Origin of the sequence: Pseudomonas sp. SCA2728.1_7 (assembly GCF_018138145.1) — a bacterium.
GTDB classification, from domain to species: Bacteria; Pseudomonadota; Gammaproteobacteria; order Pseudomonadales; family Pseudomonadaceae; genus Aquipseudomonas; species Aquipseudomonas koreensis_A.
Genome location: NZ_CP073104.1, coordinates 5,483,022 through 5,500,864, shown reverse-complemented (window position 1 = coordinate 5,500,864; position 17,843 = coordinate 5,483,022). Strand labels below are relative to the sequence as shown.

18 protein-coding genes are annotated in these 17,843 nt (G+C 58.1%); 10 read left to right on the top strand and 8 right to left on the bottom strand.

Going from position 1 to position 17,843, the window contains the following annotated elements; translation table 11 throughout:
• The first annotated feature begins 177 nt into the window (after positions 1-177).
• Positions 178-894: a hypothetical protein gene (locus KBP52_RS24650; RefSeq protein ID WP_212621153.1), complete on the top strand. Its 717-nt coding sequence runs from the start codon at positions 178-180 to the stop codon at positions 892-894.
• Between the two features lie 133 nt (positions 895-1,027).
• Here the strand turns inward: KBP52_RS24650 and KBP52_RS24645 are convergent, their stop codons facing one another.
• The gene (locus KBP52_RS24645; protein ID WP_016986656.1) at positions 1,028-2,245 is read right to left on the bottom strand and encodes an argininosuccinate synthase; all 1,218 of its coding nucleotides are present in this window, start codon (positions 2,243-2,245) and stop codon (positions 1,028-1,030) included.
• A 129-nt stretch (positions 2,246-2,374) separates the two neighbouring features.
• Positions 2,375-3,286 (bottom strand): OmpA family protein, encoded by a 912-nt coding sequence (locus KBP52_RS24640; RefSeq protein ID WP_016986655.1) that lies wholly within the window; start codon positions 3,284-3,286, stop codon positions 2,375-2,377.
• Between the two features lie 160 nt (positions 3,287-3,446).
• Between KBP52_RS24640 and pyrC the strand changes: the two genes are divergently transcribed.
• Complete coding sequence (gene pyrC / locus KBP52_RS24635; protein WP_008079419.1) at positions 3,447-4,493, top strand: dihydroorotase; 1,047 nt, start codon at positions 3,447-3,449, stop codon at positions 4,491-4,493.
• On the top strand, positions 4,490-5,167 hold the full coding sequence (gene rnt / locus KBP52_RS24630; RefSeq protein ID WP_007916667.1) for a ribonuclease T: 678 nt from the start codon (positions 4,490-4,492) through the stop codon (positions 5,165-5,167). Before pyrC ends, rnt begins: the two co-directional genes overlap by 4 nt.
• 77 nt (positions 5,168-5,244) lie before the next feature.
• On the opposite strand, the gene KBP52_RS24625 is transcribed toward rnt, so the two are convergent.
• Positions 5,245-5,847 carry a peroxiredoxin gene (locus KBP52_RS24625; RefSeq protein ID WP_003227723.1) on the bottom strand — a complete coding sequence of 201 codons (603 nt, stop codon included), beginning with the start codon at positions 5,845-5,847 and terminating at the stop codon, positions 5,245-5,247.
• A gap of 314 nt (positions 5,848-6,161) precedes the next feature.
• Between KBP52_RS24625 and KBP52_RS24620 the strand changes: the two genes are divergently transcribed.
• Complete coding sequence (locus tag KBP52_RS24620) at positions 6,162-6,380, top strand: bacterioferritin-associated ferredoxin (RefSeq protein ID WP_003227725.1); 219 nt, start codon at positions 6,162-6,164, stop codon at positions 6,378-6,380.
• A 201-nt stretch (positions 6,381-6,581) separates the two neighbouring features.
• Entirely contained in the window at positions 6,582-7,055 is a 474-nt protein-coding gene (gene bfr / locus KBP52_RS24615) for a bacterioferritin (protein ID WP_007916671.1), read from the top strand.
• A gap of 181 nt (positions 7,056-7,236) precedes the next feature.
• Here bfr and grxD read toward each other — a convergent pair whose 3' ends face one another.
• The 3 genes from grxD to KBP52_RS24600 form a co-directional block, all read right to left on the bottom strand.
• Complete coding sequence (gene grxD, locus KBP52_RS24610) at positions 7,237-7,578, bottom strand: Grx4 family monothiol glutaredoxin (protein ID WP_008079424.1); 342 nt, start codon at positions 7,576-7,578, stop codon at positions 7,237-7,239.
• Between the two features lie 97 nt (positions 7,579-7,675).
• Complete coding sequence (locus KBP52_RS24605) at positions 7,676-9,781, bottom strand: molybdopterin oxidoreductase family protein (protein ID WP_212621152.1); 2,106 nt, start codon at positions 9,779-9,781, stop codon at positions 7,676-7,678.
• Positions 9,782-9,915: 134 nt separating this feature from the next.
• Complete coding sequence (locus tag KBP52_RS24600; RefSeq protein WP_027612069.1) at positions 9,916-10,206, bottom strand: hypothetical protein; 291 nt, start codon at positions 10,204-10,206, stop codon at positions 9,916-9,918.
• 403 nt (positions 10,207-10,609) lie between these two features.
• On the opposite strand from KBP52_RS24600, the gene argF reads away from it, so the two are divergent.
• Together argF and KBP52_RS24590 are read left to right on the top strand one after the other, a co-directional pair.
• Complete coding sequence (gene argF / locus KBP52_RS24595) at positions 10,610-11,530, top strand: ornithine carbamoyltransferase (RefSeq protein WP_038369078.1); 921 nt, start codon at positions 10,610-10,612, stop codon at positions 11,528-11,530.
• Positions 11,527-12,636 carry an ABC transporter ATP-binding protein gene (locus tag KBP52_RS24590; protein WP_123593727.1) on the top strand — a complete coding sequence of 370 codons (1,110 nt, stop codon included), beginning with the start codon at positions 11,527-11,529 and terminating at the stop codon, positions 12,634-12,636. The genes argF and KBP52_RS24590 overlap by 4 nt, the downstream gene beginning before the upstream one ends.
• Before the next feature lie 117 nt (positions 12,637-12,753).
• Here KBP52_RS24590 and KBP52_RS24585 read toward each other — a convergent pair whose 3' ends face one another.
• Both KBP52_RS24585 and ybaK read right to left on the bottom strand, forming a co-directional pair.
• Positions 12,754-13,536 (bottom strand): PhzF family phenazine biosynthesis protein, encoded by a 783-nt coding sequence (locus tag KBP52_RS24585; protein WP_212621151.1) that lies wholly within the window; start codon positions 13,534-13,536, stop codon positions 12,754-12,756.
• A gap of 95 nt (positions 13,537-13,631) precedes the next feature.
• Entirely contained in the window at positions 13,632-14,102 is a 471-nt protein-coding gene (gene ybaK / locus KBP52_RS24580; protein ID WP_003227741.1) for a Cys-tRNA(Pro) deacylase, read from the bottom strand.
• A 362-nt stretch (positions 14,103-14,464) separates the two neighbouring features.
• On the opposite strand from ybaK, the gene KBP52_RS24575 reads away from it, so the two are divergent.
• The 3 genes from KBP52_RS24575 (at position 14,465) to KBP52_RS24565 (ending at position 17,746) form a co-directional block, all read left to right on the top strand.
• Entirely contained in the window at positions 14,465-15,316 is an 852-nt protein-coding gene (locus KBP52_RS24575) for an MIP/aquaporin family protein (RefSeq protein WP_212621150.1), read from the top strand.
• A 77-nt stretch (positions 15,317-15,393) separates the two neighbouring features.
• Positions 15,394-16,896: a glycerol kinase GlpK gene (glpK, locus tag KBP52_RS24570; RefSeq protein WP_077574371.1), complete on the top strand. Its 1,503-nt coding sequence runs from the start codon at positions 15,394-15,396 to the stop codon at positions 16,894-16,896.
• Positions 16,897-16,990: 94 nt separating this feature from the next.
• Positions 16,991-17,746 (top strand): DeoR/GlpR family transcriptional regulator, encoded by a 756-nt coding sequence (locus tag KBP52_RS24565; protein ID WP_007916700.1) that lies wholly within the window; start codon positions 16,991-16,993, stop codon positions 17,744-17,746.
• The last annotated feature ends 97 nt before the right edge of the window (positions 17,747-17,843 follow it).

Here is a 17,843-nt window from a genome sequence, read left to right as displayed (position 1 = left end):
CGCAATAGCAGACACACGAACTCGATAACAGCGAGCAGAATATAAACACTTGAAACAAGATATTTATACCCGACCCAATACTTTTACTATAAATATAAATACCTGAAAATCAACTACCCACTTCTCAACCAACACAAACCATTAACCATGAGAAAGACCAGACACAAGAGTACAAACATGCTGAAAATAAAAAACAAGATCACTAACCCAATGACAGTAATTGCCATATTTGCAGCCATCTCGGAAACATCAGCCGCAGTTTCCCTGCCTTTTCTCGACAACAAAGACAGGGAGATTTACGTGTGGTTTCTGATCAGCTTCCCATTCTATTTGCTATTTCTGTTCTTTATTACTTTAAACTTTAACTACCGCTCTCTTTATTCGCCTTCAGACTTCGGCAAAGACAAGAGTTTTCTAAAAACAATCGACAACAATGACCGCGAGAGCAAACGAAACACTTCGACTCAGGAGTCATCCACGCGAGGTACATTTGAACTATCAAGTTGTGTCGTGCCCAACGAGTCAGCCACAGTGGAATGCAAAGTCTCGTGCACAGTGCACACCGCGCCCGACCCACCTGGGGGGACCAACACCAAGTCGAGTCTGATTGTTCAGCACAACATCCAGTTGCCCGCGTGGATCAGCAACCTGCATCTCATTGATGCGCGAGATGTCGACGCGTCAAAAGAATTAGCCACGATTCTGGAAAATATCCGAAACCTCGACAGGAAAACTGTCCGTGTGGTGGTGTTTCTTTCCAATCATGTGTCGGACGTTTTACTGACGAAAAATGCGCTGCTGCACATCAAGCAGGTTAAAAAAGGCTCAGGCAAAACGCTTTGTATTGTTTATAACCTGTGCTCACAAGCGGTGACGCTGCTGGGACGGGCATGAAAGATGAGTCGTAGCCACGAACGCGAAGACCAGGAACACGGCTCGATCAGAGATAGGCAAAGAATGATGCAAAAAGGGCGACCTTGTCTCGATGACAAGGCCGCCCTTTTCATTGCGCGTCAGTCTGCAACGCTTAGAACAGCTTGCGACCCTTGTTGGCCGCAATGCGCATGCGCAGCGCGTTGAGCTTGATGAAGCCCGCCGCGTCGGCCTGGTTGTAAGCACCGCCGTCTTCTTCGAAAGTCGCGATGTTGGCATCGAACAGCGAGTCGTCGGACTTGCGGCCAGTGACGATCACGTTGCCTTTGTACAGCTTCAGGCGAACGACACCGTTCACGTTGACCTGCGAAGCATCGATCATCTGTTGCAGCATCAGACGCTCAGGGCTCCACCAGTAACCGGTGTAGATCAGGCTGGCGTATTTCGGCATCAGCTCGTCTTTCAGGTGAGCAACTTCGCGGTCCAGGGTGATCGACTCGATGGCGCGGTGAGCGCGCAGCATGATGGTGCCGCCCGGGGTTTCGTAGCAACCACGGGACTTCATGCCGACGTAACGGTTTTCAACGATGTCGAGACGGCCGATACCGTGAGCGCCACCGATCTTGTTCAGCGTTGCCAGCACGGTGGCCGGAGTCATTTCGACGCCGTCCAGCGCAACGATGTCGCCGTTACGGTAGGTCAGTTCCAGATACTGTGGTTTATCAGGAGCGTTCTCCGGGGAGACGGTCCATTTCCACATGTCTTCTTCGTGCTCGGTCCAGGTGTCTTCCAGCACGCCGCCTTCATAGGAGATGTGCAGCAGGTTGGCGTCCATCGAGTACGGGGACTTCTTCTTGCCGTGACGCTCGATCGGGATCGCATGCTTCTCGGCGTAGTCCATCAGCTTCTCGCGGGACAGCAGGTCCCACTCGCGCCAAGGTGCAATGACTTTTACGCCTGGCTTGAGTGCGTAGGCACCCAGTTCGAAACGCACCTGGTCGTTGCCCTTGCCGGTGGCGCCATGGGAAATGGCGTCAGCGCCGGTTTCGTTGGCGATTTCGATCAGACGTTTGGCGATCAGCGGACGTGCGATGGAAGTACCCAGCAGGTACTCGCCCTCGTAAACGGTGTTGGCGCGGAACATCGGGTACACGAAATCACGCACGAATTCTTCGCGCAGATCGTCGATGTAGATTTCTTTGACGCCCATGGCCTGGGCCTTGGCGCGGGCCGGCTCGACCTCTTCGCCTTGACCGAGATCGGCGGTGAAGGTCACCACTTCACAGTTATAAGTATCCTGCAGCCACTTGAGGATCACCGAAGTGTCCAGGCCGCCGGAATACGCCAGAACGACCTTGTTTACGTCCGCCATGCCATCACTCCACGGGGTTCTACGGAAAGCCGAGGAGTCTACCGCTCAAACGCGATAATTTACAGAGGCGCGACAGCTTAAGACGACAAAGCGACAGAATCTGTCGAGAGCGCGACGATGACCGGCGGGTCAGGAAGTTGCTGCAGTGCTGGCTGGTGTACTCGCTTGAGGCGCAGGTGCGGGGCTGGTCGGCGCCACGCGCGCCAGTTTGACATTGACCCGACGGTTCTTCGCACGATTGGCCGCATTGGTGTTCGGCACGATCGGATATTGCTCGCCATGGAAGCGTACGGTGATCTGCGATTCCTGAATGCCGTTGGCCTTGAAGAAGTCGACCACTGCCAGCGCTCGGCGGCGCGACAGTTCACGGTTGGTCAGGCGATTGCCGCTGTTGTCCGAGTGGCCATCGAGCTCGATGTGATTGACCGTCGGATCGGCCTTCATGAATTCGAGCATCACTTGCAGCTTGGCCTTGGCGGCGGCGTCCAGATCAACGCCCTCGCCGGGGAAGCCGATCTGCGACTGCTTGATCTGGTCGAAATTCTGCGGCAGCAATTTCGCCACACAGGTCTGATAGTCGTTAAACGCCTTGCTGAATTTCACCGGCAATAAACGCACTTCCGAGACACGGCCATCGCCAGACGCGCGACGTACAACCGGGCTGCGCCCGTCCAGCAGACCGCTGATCAGACCTCCGGCCTGCGACTGCGAACTGCTGAACAGCACGTTGCCGCTGCCGAGCCGGACGCTGCCCAGATTGATGTCACCACGCCCTGGCTGCCAAGGCGCAGCGGCTGCCAGCAACGTTGCCGAACCACCGCCAAGCATGGCGTTGTAGGCGTTCAGACGGAAGATCGCCTGCTCGCCCGCCTTGCGCACGAACTCGCCCGAGCCGAAATCGGTGATCGGCTGGGTCAGGCGACATTCGAACTTGTCGCCGGCGACCGTCCACTCAATGTTCTCCAGACGGGTCTGGTACGTGAGCGCCATCGCGGGAAGGCTGGCAAACACACTGAGCAAGGCTAAATAACGCTGGCGCACGGGAGGCTCCATTGGCTTCTGAAACACAAAGACCGATTCACACTATGTTTACGGCATACCTACGGGATATCGGAAGCTTCCCGCAAAACTTGATAGCGAGTGCCTGCAAGAGTCTTTTCCGGTAGCATTCGCCTCAGTTTGACCCGCCTGGAATCCCCTCATGTCCGACCGCCTGACCCTGCTGCGTCCCGACGACTGGCACATTCATCTTCGCGATGGTGCCGTGTTGACCAATACCGTTGCCGATGTTGCGCGCACTTTCGGCCGCGCGATCATCATGCCCAACCTGGTACCTCCGGTGCGCAACGCCGCTGAAGCCGACGGCTATCGCCAGCGGATTCTCGCTGCCCGCCCGGCCGGCAGTCGCTTTGAGCCGCTGATGGTGCTGTACCTCACCGACCGCACCCAGCCCGAAGAAATTCGTGAAGCCAAGGCCAGTGGTTTTGTCTATGCCGCCAAGCTGTACCCGGCCGGCGCGACCACCAACTCCGATTCCGGCGTGACCAGCATCGACAAGATTCTGCCGGCAATCGAAGCCATGGCCGAAGTCGGCATGCCGCTGTTGATCCACGGTGAAGTCACCCGTGGCGACGTCGATGTGTTCGACCGCGAAAAGATTTTCATCGATGAGCACATGCGCCGCGTGGTCGAGCGTTTTCCGACGCTGAAAGTGGTGTTCGAACACATCACCACCGCCGACGCCGTGCAGTTCGTCAACGAGGCTTCGGCCAACGTTGGCGCGACCATCACCGCGCATCACCTGCTCTACAACCGCAATCACATGCTGGTGGGCGGGATTCGGCCGCACTTCTATTGCCTGCCGATCCTCAAGCGCAATACGCACCAGGAAGCCCTGCTCGACGCCGCCACCAGTGGCAGTGCGAAGTTCTTCCTCGGCACCGATTCGGCGCCGCACGCGCAGCACGCCAAAGAAGCCGCTTGTGGCTGCGCCGGCTGCTACACCGCGTACGCCGCCATCGAGATGTATGCCGAAGCCTTCGAACAGCGTAACGCGCTGGACAAGCTCGAAGCCTTCGCCAGCCTCAACGGCCCGCGGTTCTACGGCCTGCCGGCAAACACCGATCGCATCACCCTGGTTCGTGAAGAATGGACCGCCCCGACCAGCCTGCCGTTTGGCGAGCTGACCGTTATCCCGCTGCGCGCCGGTGAAAAACTGCGCTGGCGCCTGCTGGAGGAACACGCGTGAGTGAAGACCATTTCGACGACGAACTGGACGGTCAAAGTGGCGGTGGCGGTTCCCGTCACCCGATGGCAGCACGCTTTCGCGGCTACCTGCCGGTTGTCGTTGACGTAGAAACCGGTGGCTTCAACTCGGCCACCGATGCGTTGCTGGAGATTGCTGCGACCACCATCGCCATGGATGAAAAGGGTTTTGTTTACCCGGACCACACCTACTTCTTCCGTGTTGAGCCGTTCGAAGGCGCCAACATCGAAGCAGCGGCGCTGGAGTTCACCGGGATCAAGCTCGATCACCCACTACGCATGGCGGTCAGCGAAGAAACTGCGCTGACCGACATTTTCCGTGGCATCCGCAAGGCGCTGAAGGCCAACGGCTGCAAGCGCGCGATTCTGGTTGGTCACAACAGCAGCTTCGACCTTGGCTTCCTCAACGCGGCCGTTGCGCGTCTGGACATGAAGCGCAACCCGTTCCACCCATTCTCCAGCTTCGACACCGCGACGCTGGCCGGTCTGGCCTACGGTCAAACCGTACTGGCGAAAGCCTGCCAGGCTGCCGACATCGATTTCGATGGCCGTGAGGCGCACTCGGCACGTTACGACACCGAGAAAACCGCTGAGCTGTTCTGCGGCATCGTCAACCGCTGGAAACAGATGGGCGGCTGGGAAGACTTCGACGACTGATTGATGGTCGTCGGGTAAATCCCGCGCATAAAAAAACCGGCCACGTGGGCCGGTTTTTTGTACCTCGACGTTGCGCCTTACAGGGCCGCAGCGTTCTCGGTCAGGTAAGCAGCAACACCTTCTGGCGAAGCGTTCATGCCTTTGTCGCCTTTTTTCCAGTTGGCAGGGCAGACTTCGCCGTGCTCTTCGTGGAATTGCAGAGCGTCGACCAGACGGATCAGCTCTTCCATGTTACGGCCCAGCGGCAGGTCGTTGATGATCTGCGAGCGGACAACGCCCTTGTCGTCGATCAGGAACGCGCCACGGAAAGCCACGCCGCCTTCGGATTCAACGTCGTAGGCCTTGGCGATGTCGTGCTTCATGTCGGCAGCCATGGTGTATTTCACCTGACCGATGCCGCCATTGTTCACTGGAGTGTTGCGCCATGCGTTGTGAGTGAAGTGCGAGTCGATCGACACAGCGATCACTTCAACGTTGCGTGCCTTGAAGTCGGCCATGCGGTTGTCCAGAGCGATCAGCTCGGACGGGCAGACGAAGGTGAAGTCCAGTGGGTAGAAGAACACCAGGCCGTATTTGCCTTTGATGGCCGAGGACAGGGTGAAGCTGTCAACGATCTCGCCATTGCCGAGTACGGCCGGGACGGTGAAGTCAGGGGCTTGTTTGCCTACGAGTACGCTCATTGATATCTCCTGGTGTAAAAACTTGAAGTTCAGGGTCCGCGCCAGCCTGCCACCCTCAGGCGACAGCCCTGTGACACGAACCCCCTTCGCAAGGGCCGACCATCATACACTGCGAATTTGGCCTGTCCTTAACGGTTTTTCAAAGCAGGCGCAGAACGGTGGTGCATTTACGGGGCCAGGCAAATCGCCAGCAAATACCGTTCGTCAGTCATGGTGGTTAATCAGCTGAAGCGTTCCGAAAGCACTTTGACAATCATTCTCGTTAACATTAAGATCCATCGCAATTGAGTCACAACCAGCGACGGTTCTCACTTATGTATGTTTGTCTCTGCACTGGCGTCACCGACGGACAGATCCGCGAAGCGATCTATGAAGGTTGCTGCAGCTATAAAGAAGTCCGCCAGGCCACCGGCGTCGCCAGCCAATGCGGCAAATGTGCCTGCCTTGCCAAGGAAGTGGTCCGCGAAACCCTGACCAAGCTGCAAACCGCTCAGGCCGCGATCCCCTATCCGGTAGAATTTACCGCTGCGTAATAACACCCCATTCCAAAGAACCGGACTTATGTCCGGTTTTTTTATGCCTGTAAATCAATTGCTTAGGCTCCAGACGCGGAACACAAACATTCTTATTCCGATTAATTTTCATATATTATTCAATAACTTAGGTTTGACACTTATAAGTACGAAGCTCAAACTCTGCCGTATATACAGCGAATACAGGGCAGGACTCCGATCATGAAAGGCGACATTACAGTCATCCAGCATCTCAACAAGATCCTTGCCAATGAGCTGGTCGCGATCAATCAGTACTTCCTGCATGCGCGCATGTACGAAGATTGGGGCCTGAACAAGCTCGGCAAACACGAATACAAAGAATCCATCGACGAGATGAAACACGCGGACAAGCTGATCAAGCGCATCCTGTTCCTCGAAGGCCTGCCGAACGTGCAGGACCTGGGCAAGCTGCACATCGGCGAGCACACCAAGGAAATGCTGGAGTGCGACTTGCGTATCGAGAAGACCGGTCACGCTGACCTGAAGACCGCGATCGCACATTGCGAAACTGTCGGTGACTTCGGTAGCCGTGAACTGCTTGAAGACATTCTCGAATCCGAAGAAGAACATATCGACTGGCTGGAAACCCAGCTGGGTCTGATCGATAAAGTCGGTCTTGAGAACTATCTGCAATCGCAGATGGGCGAAGAGTAAGCGCTGCCGAAGGCCGCGATCTTTTCAGATTGCACCGGCAACTTGCAGTAACTTTTCGAACGCACTAAAAAGCCCCGCCCTCTTTCGAGTGGCGGGGCTTTTTATTGGCTGAAGATCAGAAGATCGCAGCCTCGTTTCACTCGACAGCTCCTACACAAGCAGCAGCTGTCGCGTAAGGCCGTCAGGCTTCGGACTTGTTCGCCGCTGCCGCTTCAACAGCCGACTTGATGGTGCTTTGCAGCGAACCGTCTGCAGCCATCTCGGTCATGATGTCGCTACCGCCGACCAGTTCACCGCCGACCCACAGTTGCGGGAAAGTCGGCCAGTTGGCGTACTTCGGCAGGTTGGCGCGGATTTCCGGGTTCTGCAGGATGTCCACGTACGCAAACTTTTCGCCACACGCCATCACAGCCTGCGCAGCTTTCGCGGAGAAGCCACACTGTGGGGCATTCGGCGAGCCTTTCATGTAAAGCAGAATGGTGTTGTTGGCAATCTGCTCTTTAATCGTTTCGATGATATCCATGGAGCACCTCGGCTGAACTTTCCGACTCATGGGTCGGCACGGTGACGCATTGTAACGGAATCCCGAGCGCCATGCTCGGTCTCCCCGACAGTCATGCTCAGGCCGCCGCCACCGTGACCGGCACGCCATTAAGCGCCGCGTTACCCGACAACTCATCAAGCTGGCATTCATCGGTCAGGTCATTGGCACTCGACCCCGGCTGGCCACTGGCAATCGCCATTTGCACACCTGGCCGCGCATGGCCCCAGCCGTGCGGCAAACTGACCACACCCTTCATCATATCCAGACTGCCAAGCACTTCCACCTCGATCTGGCCGACCCGTGAACTGACGCGCACAAGCTGACCATCGTTAAGCCCACGGCTGGCAAGATCATCCGGGTGCATCAGCAACTGATGACGCGGCTTGCCCTTCACCAGACGGTGATAGTTGTGCATCCACGAATTGTTGCTGCGTACGTGGCGGCGGCCAATCATCAGCAGCTCATCAGCGGCCGGAGCCTGTAGCGCAGCGAAACGTGCAAGGTCAGCGAGAATCTCTGGCGGAGCGGCCTGCACGCGCTGATTCGGCGTTTTAAGACGCGACGCCAGATTCGCTTTCAGCGCCCCCAGATCAATCCCGTGCGGATGATCGAACAATGTCGCCAGTGACAGCTTTTGCTCAGATGCGTCGCCGTACATCCCCATACGCAGGCCCATGTCGATCATCTTCGCCGGTGGCATGGTCGGTTTCAGCTCCTTGCCGGTCTTTTCGGCAAAGGCCTTGGCCAGGCCCACGAAGATCTCCCAGTCATGCAAGGCGCCCTCTGGCTTGGCGAGGATCGCGCGGTTGAAGCGGGTGACGTTACGCACCGCGAACAGATTGAACGTCGTGTCGTAGTGATCATTCTCCAGCGCCGAGGTCGACGGCAGGATCAGGTCGGCATAGCGCGTGGTTTCATTGATGTACAGGTCGATGCTGACCATGAACTCGAGACCGTCCAGCGCCTGCTCCAGTTGCCGTCCGTTCGGCGTCGACAGCACTGGATTACCAGCGACGGTGATCAGTGCACGGATCTGGCCCTCACCTTCAGTAAGCATCTCTTCGGCCAGCGCCGAGACCGGTAACTCGCCGCCGTATTCAGGACGTCCCGAGACACGGCTCTGCCATTTGTTGAAATGCCCGCCCGAGGTCGACGCCACCAGATCCACCGCAGGTTCGGTGCACAGCGCGCCGCCAACCCGGTCGAGGTTGCCAGTGACCAGATTGATCAACTGCACGACCCAATGGCACAGCGTACCGAACGCTTGCGTCGAAACGCCCATGCGCCCATAGCACACCGCACTCGGCGCTGCGGCGAAGTCGCGGGCCAGTTGGCGGATCTGCTCAGCAGGCACGGCGCACAGCGGGCTCATGGCTTCAGCAGTGAAACCTGCGACGGCTGCACGCACTTCGTCCATGCCATCAACCGGCAGATGACTGTCGCGGGTCAGCCCCTCGCTAAACAGCGTGTTGAGCACGCCAAACAACAACGCCGCATCGCCCCCAGGACGCACGAACAAATGTTGGTCGGCTATCGCCGCCGTCTCGCTGCGCCGTGGATCGACCACAACGACTTTACCGCCGCGCGCCTGGATTGCCTTTAAACGTTTCTCGACATCCGGCACGGTCATGATGCTGCCGTTGGACGCCAGCGGATTACCGCCGAGAATCAGCATGAAGTCGGTGTGATCGATATCTGGAATCGGCAACAGCAGGCCGTGGCCGTACATCAGATAACTGCTCAGGTGATGCGGCAACTGATCGACCGAGGTCGCCGAGAAGCGATTACGCGTCTTCAACAACCCGAGGAAATAGTTGCTGTGGGTCATCAACCCGTAATTGTGCACGCTCGGATTACCCTGATAGACCGCCACGGCGTTCTGCCCATGACGCTCCTGGATGGCCGCCAGCTTTTCAGCCACCAGCGTAAACGCCTCGTCCCACTCGATCGGCAGCCATTCACTGCCCACCCGGCGCATCGGCTGACGCAGACGATCCGGATCGTTCTGGATATCTTGCAGGGCCACGGCTTTGGGGCAGATATGGCCACGGCTGAAGGTGTCGAGCGCATCACCCTTGATCGAGGTGATCGCGACATTGCCGTCAGTTTCGGTGGTCTCGATGGTCAGCCCGCAAATGGCTTCGCACAGGTGGCAGGCACGGTGATGGAGAGTCTTGGTCATGGCCAGTCTCTGTCTTGTTCTGGGCGGGTAATCACGCCCGCGGGAACAAAACTATGGCCCCGGCGCCGTTCAGGCGCCAGCGACGTTCGTCTTGTGAATCGACACCTATCAGGTGAGCCGATAAACCGCCATGATCAGTTCGACGGCAACTGCGGCGGCGCGGCCAGCTGAATTTCCTGGATGGTTTCGATCTGCTCGTGGGCGACGTGCACACCGGTGAGTTCGCCGATCAATCGCCAGTGTTCGTCGAGGCCGGCACTGATGGTCGCCATGCGATCGATCATGTGGCGACCGGCGGTCTTCACCACTTCGTCTTCGCTGCGCAGCAGTTCGAAGGACATTGAGGTGACCGACGCGGTGAGATGGGTCAGAGAGCGAGCCGTATGGCCCAGCAATTCCATTAACAGTTTTTCTTTCGATTCCATGCGGAGGCTTCCTGCGTCGCTCGAAAGTTATTTATAACCCAGCACTTTGCTTTAGCAAATGTTTCAGCCTGAGCATCCGACCAAATGATGGCATGGCGCCACGGTCGTAAACCGACCCAAGCGACACGATCCCCGCCACGCCGCATTGCCAAGCCCCGCGAGGCCAGTGTACAAAGGAACTCGCTGCTGTCCTGAACCCGGCTTCAAATGCGCGACTGCAACATCCAGTGCGCCCTTCGATTTCCGCAAAAACCGTAGCCTATTGGAAAAACGCGACATTTAGTGTCAATATCGCGCCTTCCCCTATTTCGTCGCCCCGTGCGGCTTACGCCGCAGGTCTCGCCCGTTGTTCCGCTAAACAAGGCTTTGAGCATCTGCGGTTTGTAGCAAAAGGTAGTCAATGATGAGCGCAAGGCACTTTCTCTCCCTGATGGATTGCACGCCCGAAGAGCTGGTCAGCGTGATCCGTCGAGGCGTTGAGCTCAAGGACCTGCGTAACCGCGGCGTACTGTTCGAGCCTCTGAAAAACCGCGTGCTGGGCATGATCTTCGAGAAGTCCTCGACCCGTACCCGGATCTCCTTCGAGGCTGGCATGATCCAGCTCGGCGGCCAGGCGATCTTCCTCTCGCCCCGCGATACCCAACTGGGCCGTGGCGAGCCGATCGGCGACTGCGCAATTGTCATGTCGAGCATGCTCGATGCGGTGATGATCCGTACCTTTGCCCACAGCACCTTGACCGAATTCGCCGCCAACTCCCGCGTGCCCGTGATCAACGGCCTGTCCGATGACCTGCACCCGTGTCAGTTGCTCGCCGACATGCAGACGTTCCTTGAGCATCGTGGCTCGATCCAAGGCAAGACCGTGGCCTGGATCGGCGACGGCAACAACATGTGCAACAGCTATATAGAAGCGGCGATGCAGTTCGACTTCCAGTTGCGCGTTGCCTGCCCGGAAGGCTACGAGCCCAACCCAGAGTTCGTCGCCAAGGCTGGCGATCGTGTGACCATCGTCCGTGATCCTGCCGACGCCGTACGCGGCGCGCACCTGGTGAGCACCGATGTCTGGACTTCGATGGGTCAGGAAGAGGAAACTGCCAAGCGCCTCAAGCTGTTCGCCCCGTTCCAGGTCAACCGCGCCCTGCTCGACCTCGCTGCCGAGGACGTGCTGTTCATGCACTGCTTGCCTGCGCACCGTGGCGAAGAAATCAGCCTCGACCTGCTTGATGACCCGCGCTCTGTCGCGTGGGATCAGGCAGAAAACCGTCTCCACGCACAGAAGGCCCTGCTCGAGTTCCTCGTCGAACCGGCATATCACCACGCATGAGCCATGAATTACTGCTGAACCTGCGCAACCTCGCTTGCGGTTATCAAGATCAACGCGTGGTGCAGAACCTCAATCTGCACCTCAACGCCGGTGACATCGGCTGCCTGCTCGGCTCGTCCGGCTGCGGCAAGACCACCACCCTGCGCGCCATCGCCGGTTTCGAGCCGGTGCATGAAGGTGAGATCACCCTCGGCGGCGAAACCATTTCCAGCGCCGGTTTCACTCTGGCGCCGGAGAAACGCCGGATCGGGATGGTGTTTCAGGATTACGCACTGTTCCCGCACCTGAGCGTCGCCGACAATATTGCCTTCGGTATCCGCAAGCATCCGAACAAGGAGCGCGTGACCGAAGAACTGCTCGAACTGGTCAACCTGAAGAACCTCGGCAAACGCTTCCCGCACGAGTTGTCCGGCGGCCAGCAACAGCGCGTAGCCCTCGCCCGCGCATTGGCGCCGGAGCCGCAATTGCTGCTGCTCGACGAGCCGTTCTCCAACCTCGATGGCGAACTGCGGCGCAAGCTCAGCCATGAAGTGCGCGACATCCTCAAGGCTCGTGGCACCAGTGCGATTCTGGTGACCCACGATCAGGAGGAAGCCTTTGCCGTCAGCGATCACGTTGGCGTGTTCAAGGAAGGTCGGCTGGAGCAATGGGACACGCCGTACAACCTTTACCACGAACCGGCAACGCCGTACGTGGCCAGCTTCATCGGTCAGGGTTACTTTATTCGCGGCCAGCTCGGCAGCCCGGAATCGGTGCAGACAGAACTGGGTGAGCTGCGTGGCAATCGGGCTTATACCTGGCCGATTGGCGGGGCGGTGGATGTACTGCTGCGCCCGGATGACATCGTTTATGCGCCGGAAAGTGGCTTGAAAGCACGGATTGTCGGCAAGACGTTCCTGGGCGCGTCGACGCTGTATCGTCTGCAATTGCCGACGGGGGCGCAGCTGGAATCGATCTTCCCAAGCCATGCGGATCATCAGGTTGGCGCGGAAGTGGGAATTCGTGTTGCCGCTGAGCATCTGGTCTTGTTCCAGGCTTCCGGCAGCACCGCCGCACAAATCCCGGCAGTGGAAAACGGCGTCCGCCGCTACAGCGCCGCGCTCTGATCCAACACGATTCTCCTTGTAGGAGTGAGCCTGCTCGCGATAGCGGTGTGTCAATCAACACATATATTGACTGACACACCGCTATCGCGAGCAGGCTCACTCCTACAGGGTTTTGCGTTAACCCAGGATCAGGGTGCCGCTCGCAACCAGCGTCGCATTGCCGCCAATCTTCACCCGCTCACCTTCCAACCGGCAGAATAACTCCCCGCCTCGTGCCGAGCGCTGGCACGCGGTCAGACTCGATTTGCCCAGTCGCTTCGACCAATACGGGATCAGGCTGCAATGCGTCGAGCCGGTCACCGGGTCCTCATTAATGCCAATCGCCGGTGCAAAATAGCGCGAGACGAAATCGTGCTGATTGCCCCGCGCCGTGACAATCGCGCCCAGCCAGGGCAGCTTGGCCAGTGCAACCATGTCCGGCTTGCAATCAAGCACGGCTTGCTCAGACTCCAGCACCACAAACAGTTCGTTTGAGCCGAGCACATCAACGGCTTCAACGCCCAATGCTCGTTCGACATCGAGCGTCACACCAATCTCTGACGGCATGATCGAAGGGAAATCCAGCCACAACCGATCACCTTCACGCGTGACACTCAGCGGGCCGGATTTACAGGTGAAGTCGATACGCTCGGCGGTTTCCTTATAGATCTCGAACAGCACATAAGCACTGGCCAGCGTGGCGTGCCCGCACAACGGTACTTCAGTGGTCGGGGTAAACCAGCGGATATGCCAGACCGATCCCTCACGCACCAAAAACGCGGTTTCCGCCAGATTGTGCTCAGCAGCGATCTTCTGCATCAGCTCATCCGCGAGCCATGCATCCAACCGGTAAATCATCGCCGGATTGCCACTGAACGGCCGATCACTGAACGCGTCGACCTGATGAAACTCGAGCTGCATAACCTTCTCCCTAAGTCAGTCGCCAGAGCATGCAACCACGATGCGCTCAGCGCCAGTGACAGAACCGGGCAATTTTCTACATACAGCGATAACGCTTACGCGCGGCCGATATCGGCAAATTTCGCCTGGGTATGCTCGGCGAGCACGGCGGGTGCCAGTTCGACCTCCAGGCCTCGCCGACCGGCGCTGACATAAATAGTCGCAAAACCCTGAGCCGAGTTATCGATGAAGGTGCGCAGGCGCTTCTTCTGCCCCAGCGGACTGATGCCGCCCAACAGATAACCGGTGGAACGCTGGGCTGCTGCCGGGTCGGCCATCTCGACTTTTTTCACACCAGCGGCATGCGCCAGACCTTTGAGGTCGAGGCTTCCGACGACCGGCACCACCGCCACCAGCAACTCGCCCTTTTCACTGGCTGCGAGCAGGGTTTTAAACACCTGCGCCGGCTCCAGTGCCAGTTTCTCTGCGGCCTCCAGCCCATAGGACGCGGCCTTTGGGTCATGTTCGTAACTGTGCACGCGATGTTCGGCACGAACTTTTTTCAACAAGTCCAACGCAGGGGTCATGGCAGCTCCGGGCTCGGCAGTGGCGGAAAAACACTGTGCCGGATTCTAGGTGATCAGCCACTAAAAGGCTCTATCCCAAGCCACGTTTCCCGTGGCTTACAGACTTTTCGAGTGCACGGCACTGCAGCGACGGCAGAGGATCATTCACACAACGAATAGTTTTATTGTGACCGATGGTTCACTTTCGACCTTTGACAGGTTTGTTTCTTGTCTATATTTTTTCGAATCTGAATAATGTAAGAATTATCGTCATCGCAGCACCCAGCAGTAAACCGGGAAAGGAATGGGGATTCCTGAACGGGGAAAATCGCGCCCTGCCCTGACGGCAGCGCGCCAGACAACAACAAAAACCGAGGTTTTCAATGACAACTGCTTTACAGCAACCAACGCTCTCGAGCCAATGCATGGCCGAGTTTCTGGGTACTGCCCTACTGATCTTTTTCGGCACCGGTTGTGTCGCCGCGCTCAAAGTCGCGGGCGCCAGCTTTGGCCTGTGGGAAATCAGCATCATCTGGGGCGTCGGCGTGAGCATGGCGATCTACCTCACTGCCGGCGTTTCCGGCGCGCACCTGAACCCGGCCGTGAGCATCGCGCTGGCGATCTTCGCTGACTTCGAAAAGCGCAAACTGCCGTTCTACATTCTTGCCCAGATCGCTGGCGCCTTCTGCGGCGCGCTGTTGGTTTACACGCTGTACAGCAATCTGTTCTTCGATTACGAACAAGCTCACCAAATGGTTCGTGGCTCGACCGCCAGCCTTGAGTTGGCCTCGGTGTTCTCAACCTTCCCGAATCCGGTGCTGTCGACCGCCCAGGCCTTCCTGGTCGAGATGATTATCACCGCGATCCTGATGGGCGTGATCATGTCGCTGACCGACGACAACAACGGCCTGCCGAAAGGTCCGCTGGCGCCGCTGCTGATCGGTTTGCTGATTGCCGTGATCGGTAGCTCGATGGGCCCGCTGACCGGTTTTGCGATGAACCCGGCGCGTGACTTCGGTCCGAAACTGATGACTTTCTTTACCGGCTGGGGTGAAATTTCCTTCACTGGCGGTCGCGATATTCCGTACTTCCTGATTCCGATTTTTGCACCGATTGTCGGTGCCTGCCTCGGCGCAGCCGGGTATCGCGGGCTCATCGCCCGTCACCTGACCGGCGCCACACCTGCTACAAAGGATGCAGAACCGGCCATTGACGGCAAACCAAGAACTTCTTGAAACAGTCGGCGCCGGCTCCTGCCCAATAGAGCCTGCGCCACGGCCCACTCTCCCTTATTTCGTCCAAGGCAATCGACATGACCGACATTCAGAATAAGAACTACATCATTGCCCTCGATCAGGGTACGACCAGCTCCCGCGCGATCATTTTCGACCGCGATGCGAACGTGGTCTGCACCGCGCAGCGCGAATTCGCTCAGCATTACCCGCAGGCCGGTTGGGTCGAACACGACCCGATGGAAATCTTCGCCACCCAGAGCGCAGTGATGGTTGAGGCCCTGGCCCAGGCCGGTCTGCACCACGATCAGGTCGCCGCCATCGGTATCACCAACCAGCGCGAAACCACCGTAGTCTGGGACAAGACCACCGGCCGTCCGGTGTACAACGCCATCGTCTGGCAGTGCCGCCGCAGCACCGAGATCTGCCAGCAGCTCAAGCGCGACGGTCACGAAGAGTACATCCGCGATAACACCGGTCTGGTCACCGATCCGTACTTCTCCGGCACCAAACTGAAGTGGATCCTCGACAACGTCGAAGGCAGCCGCGAACGCGCGCGCAACGGCGAATTACTGTTCGGCACCGTCGATAGCTGGCTGATCTGGAAGTTCACCGGCGGCAAAGTACACGTCACCGACTACACCAACGCCTCGCGCACCATGCTCTTCAACATTCACTCGCTGGAGTGGGATTCGAAGATGCTCGAGATCCTCGACATCCCGCGCGAGATGCTTCCGGAAGTGAAGGCCTCTTCGGAAATCTACGGTCGCACCAAGAGCGGCATCGCCATCGGCGGTATCGCCGGCGACCAGCAAGCCGCCCTGTTCGGCCAGATGTGCGTGGAGCCAGGCCAAGCGAAAAACACCTACGGCACTGGCTGCTTCCTGCTGATGAATACCGGCGACAAAGCGGTGAAATCCCAGCACGGCATGCTCACCACCATCGCCTGCGGCCCGCGTGGCGAAGTTGCTTACGCACTGGAAGGGGCGGTGTTCAACGGCGGTTCGACCGTGCAGTGGCTGCGCGATGAACTGAAGATCATCAACGACGCCCACGACACCGAATACTTCGCCAATAAAGTGAAGGACAGCAACGGCGTGTACCTGGTACCGGCGTTCACCGGTCTCGGCGCTCCCTACTGGGACCCGTATGCCCGTGGCGCACTGTTCGGCCTGACGCGCGGCGTACGCGTGGATCACATCATTCGCGCTGCGCTGGAATCGATCGCTTACCAGACCCGCGACGTGCTCGACGCCATGCAACAGGACTCCGGCGAACGCCTCAAAGCCCTGCGCGTGGACGGCGGCGCGGTGGCGAACAACTTCCTCATGCAGTTCCAGGCCGACATCCTCGGCACGCAGGTCGAGCGTCCGCAAATGCGTGAAACCACAGCGCTTGGCGCAGCGTATCTGGCTGGTCTGGCGTGCGGTTTCTGGGGCAGCCTGGAAGAACTGCGCGGCAAAGCGGTGATCGAGCGCGAGTTCGAACCGAGCCTCGACGAAACCGAGAAAGAGAAGCTGTACAAGGGCTGGAAAAAAGCCGTCAGTCGTACCCGTGATTGGGCGCGTGAAGACGCTGAATAAGCCAACCTGAGTACTCGTATCTGTATGTACTGGTCGGGAGCGGATTCCTGCGTCATCATGGGCAAATTTTGCACGGCAGCCCAAAGGAAGCCCCATGAATCTGCCTCCCCGTCAGCAGCAAATCCTCGAACTGGTCCGCGAACGCGGCTATGTGAGCATCGAGGAAATGGCCACGCTGTTCGTTGTTACCCCGCAAACCATCCGCCGCGACATCAATCAGCTCGCGGAAGCCAATCTGCTGCGTCGCTACCATGGCGGTGCTGCCTATGATTCCAGCGTCGAAAACACTGCCTATGCGATGCGCGCCGATCAGATGCGCGATGAAAAACAACGCATCGGTGAAGCCATCGCCGCACAGATTCCCGATCACGCCTCGCTGTTCATCAACATCGGCACGACCACCGAATCGATTGCCCGCGCCCTGCTCAATCACAATCACCTGAAGATCATCACCAACAACCTGCACGTGGCGTCGATGCTCAGTGCCAAGGATGATTTCGATGTGCTGCTGACCGGCGGCAATGTGCGTCGTGACGGCGGTGTGGTCGGTCAGGCGAGCGTGGATTTCATCAATCAGTTCAAGGTTGATTTCGCCCTGGTCGGGATTAGCGGGATCGATGAAGACGGCAGCTTGCTGGATTTTGATTATCAGGAAGTGCGGGTTTCGCAGGCAATCATTGCCAATGCGCGGCAGGTGATTCTGGCGGCGGATTCGAGCAAGTTCGGGCGTAACGCGATGATTCGCCTCGGCCCGATCAGCCTGATCGATTGCCTGGTGACCGATCAGCAGCCGGTGCCGGCGCTGGCGCAGTTGTTGAGTCAGCACAAGATTCGCTTGGAGGTCGTTTAACTACCCTTCTCTTCATTGTCTGTACTGACGCCTTCGCGAGCAGGCTCGCTCCCACAGAGATACGAGCCAATCACAAGATTTGTGAGTCTTCCACCCA

Coding starts and splice junctions, on each gene's coding strand:
- KBP52_RS24650 (WP_212621153.1), top strand. CDS start 178: ATGCTGAAAATAAAAAACAAGATCACTAACCCAATGACAGTAATTGCC.
- KBP52_RS24645 (WP_016986656.1), bottom strand. CDS start 2,245: ATGGCGGACGTAAACAAGGTCGTTCTGGCGTATTCCGGCGGCCTGGAC.
- pyrC (WP_008079419.1), top strand. CDS start 3,447: ATGTCCGACCGCCTGACCCTGCTGCGTCCCGACGACTGGCACATTCAT.
- KBP52_RS24625 (WP_003227723.1), bottom strand. CDS start 5,847: ATGAGCGTACTCGTAGGCAAACAAGCCCCTGACTTCACCGTCCCGGCC.
- KBP52_RS24620 (WP_003227725.1), top strand. CDS start 6,162: ATGTATGTTTGTCTCTGCACTGGCGTCACCGACGGACAGATCCGCGAA.
- bfr (WP_007916671.1), top strand. CDS start 6,582: ATGAAAGGCGACATTACAGTCATCCAGCATCTCAACAAGATCCTTGCC.
- grxD (WP_008079424.1), bottom strand. CDS start 7,578: ATGGATATCATCGAAACGATTAAAGAGCAGATTGCCAACAACACCATT.
- KBP52_RS24605 (WP_212621152.1), bottom strand. CDS start 9,781: ATGACCAAGACTCTCCATCACCGTGCCTGCCACCTGTGCGAAGCCATT.
- KBP52_RS24600 (WP_027612069.1), bottom strand. CDS start 10,206: ATGGAATCGAAAGAAAAACTGTTAATGGAATTGCTGGGCCATACGGCT.
- argF (WP_038369078.1), top strand. CDS start 10,610: ATGAGCGCAAGGCACTTTCTCTCCCTGATGGATTGCACGCCCGAAGAG.
- KBP52_RS24590 (WP_123593727.1), top strand. CDS start 11,527: ATGAGCCATGAATTACTGCTGAACCTGCGCAACCTCGCTTGCGGTTAT.
- KBP52_RS24585 (WP_212621151.1), bottom strand. CDS start 13,536: ATGCAGCTCGAGTTTCATCAGGTCGACGCGTTCAGTGATCGGCCGTTC.
- ybaK (WP_003227741.1), bottom strand. CDS start 14,102: ATGACCCCTGCGTTGGACTTGTTGAAAAAAGTTCGTGCCGAACATCGC.
- KBP52_RS24575 (WP_212621150.1), top strand. CDS start 14,465: ATGACAACTGCTTTACAGCAACCAACGCTCTCGAGCCAATGCATGGCC.
- glpK (WP_077574371.1), top strand. CDS start 15,394: ATGACCGACATTCAGAATAAGAACTACATCATTGCCCTCGATCAGGGT.
- KBP52_RS24565 (WP_007916700.1), top strand. CDS start 16,991: ATGAATCTGCCTCCCCGTCAGCAGCAAATCCTCGAACTGGTCCGCGAA.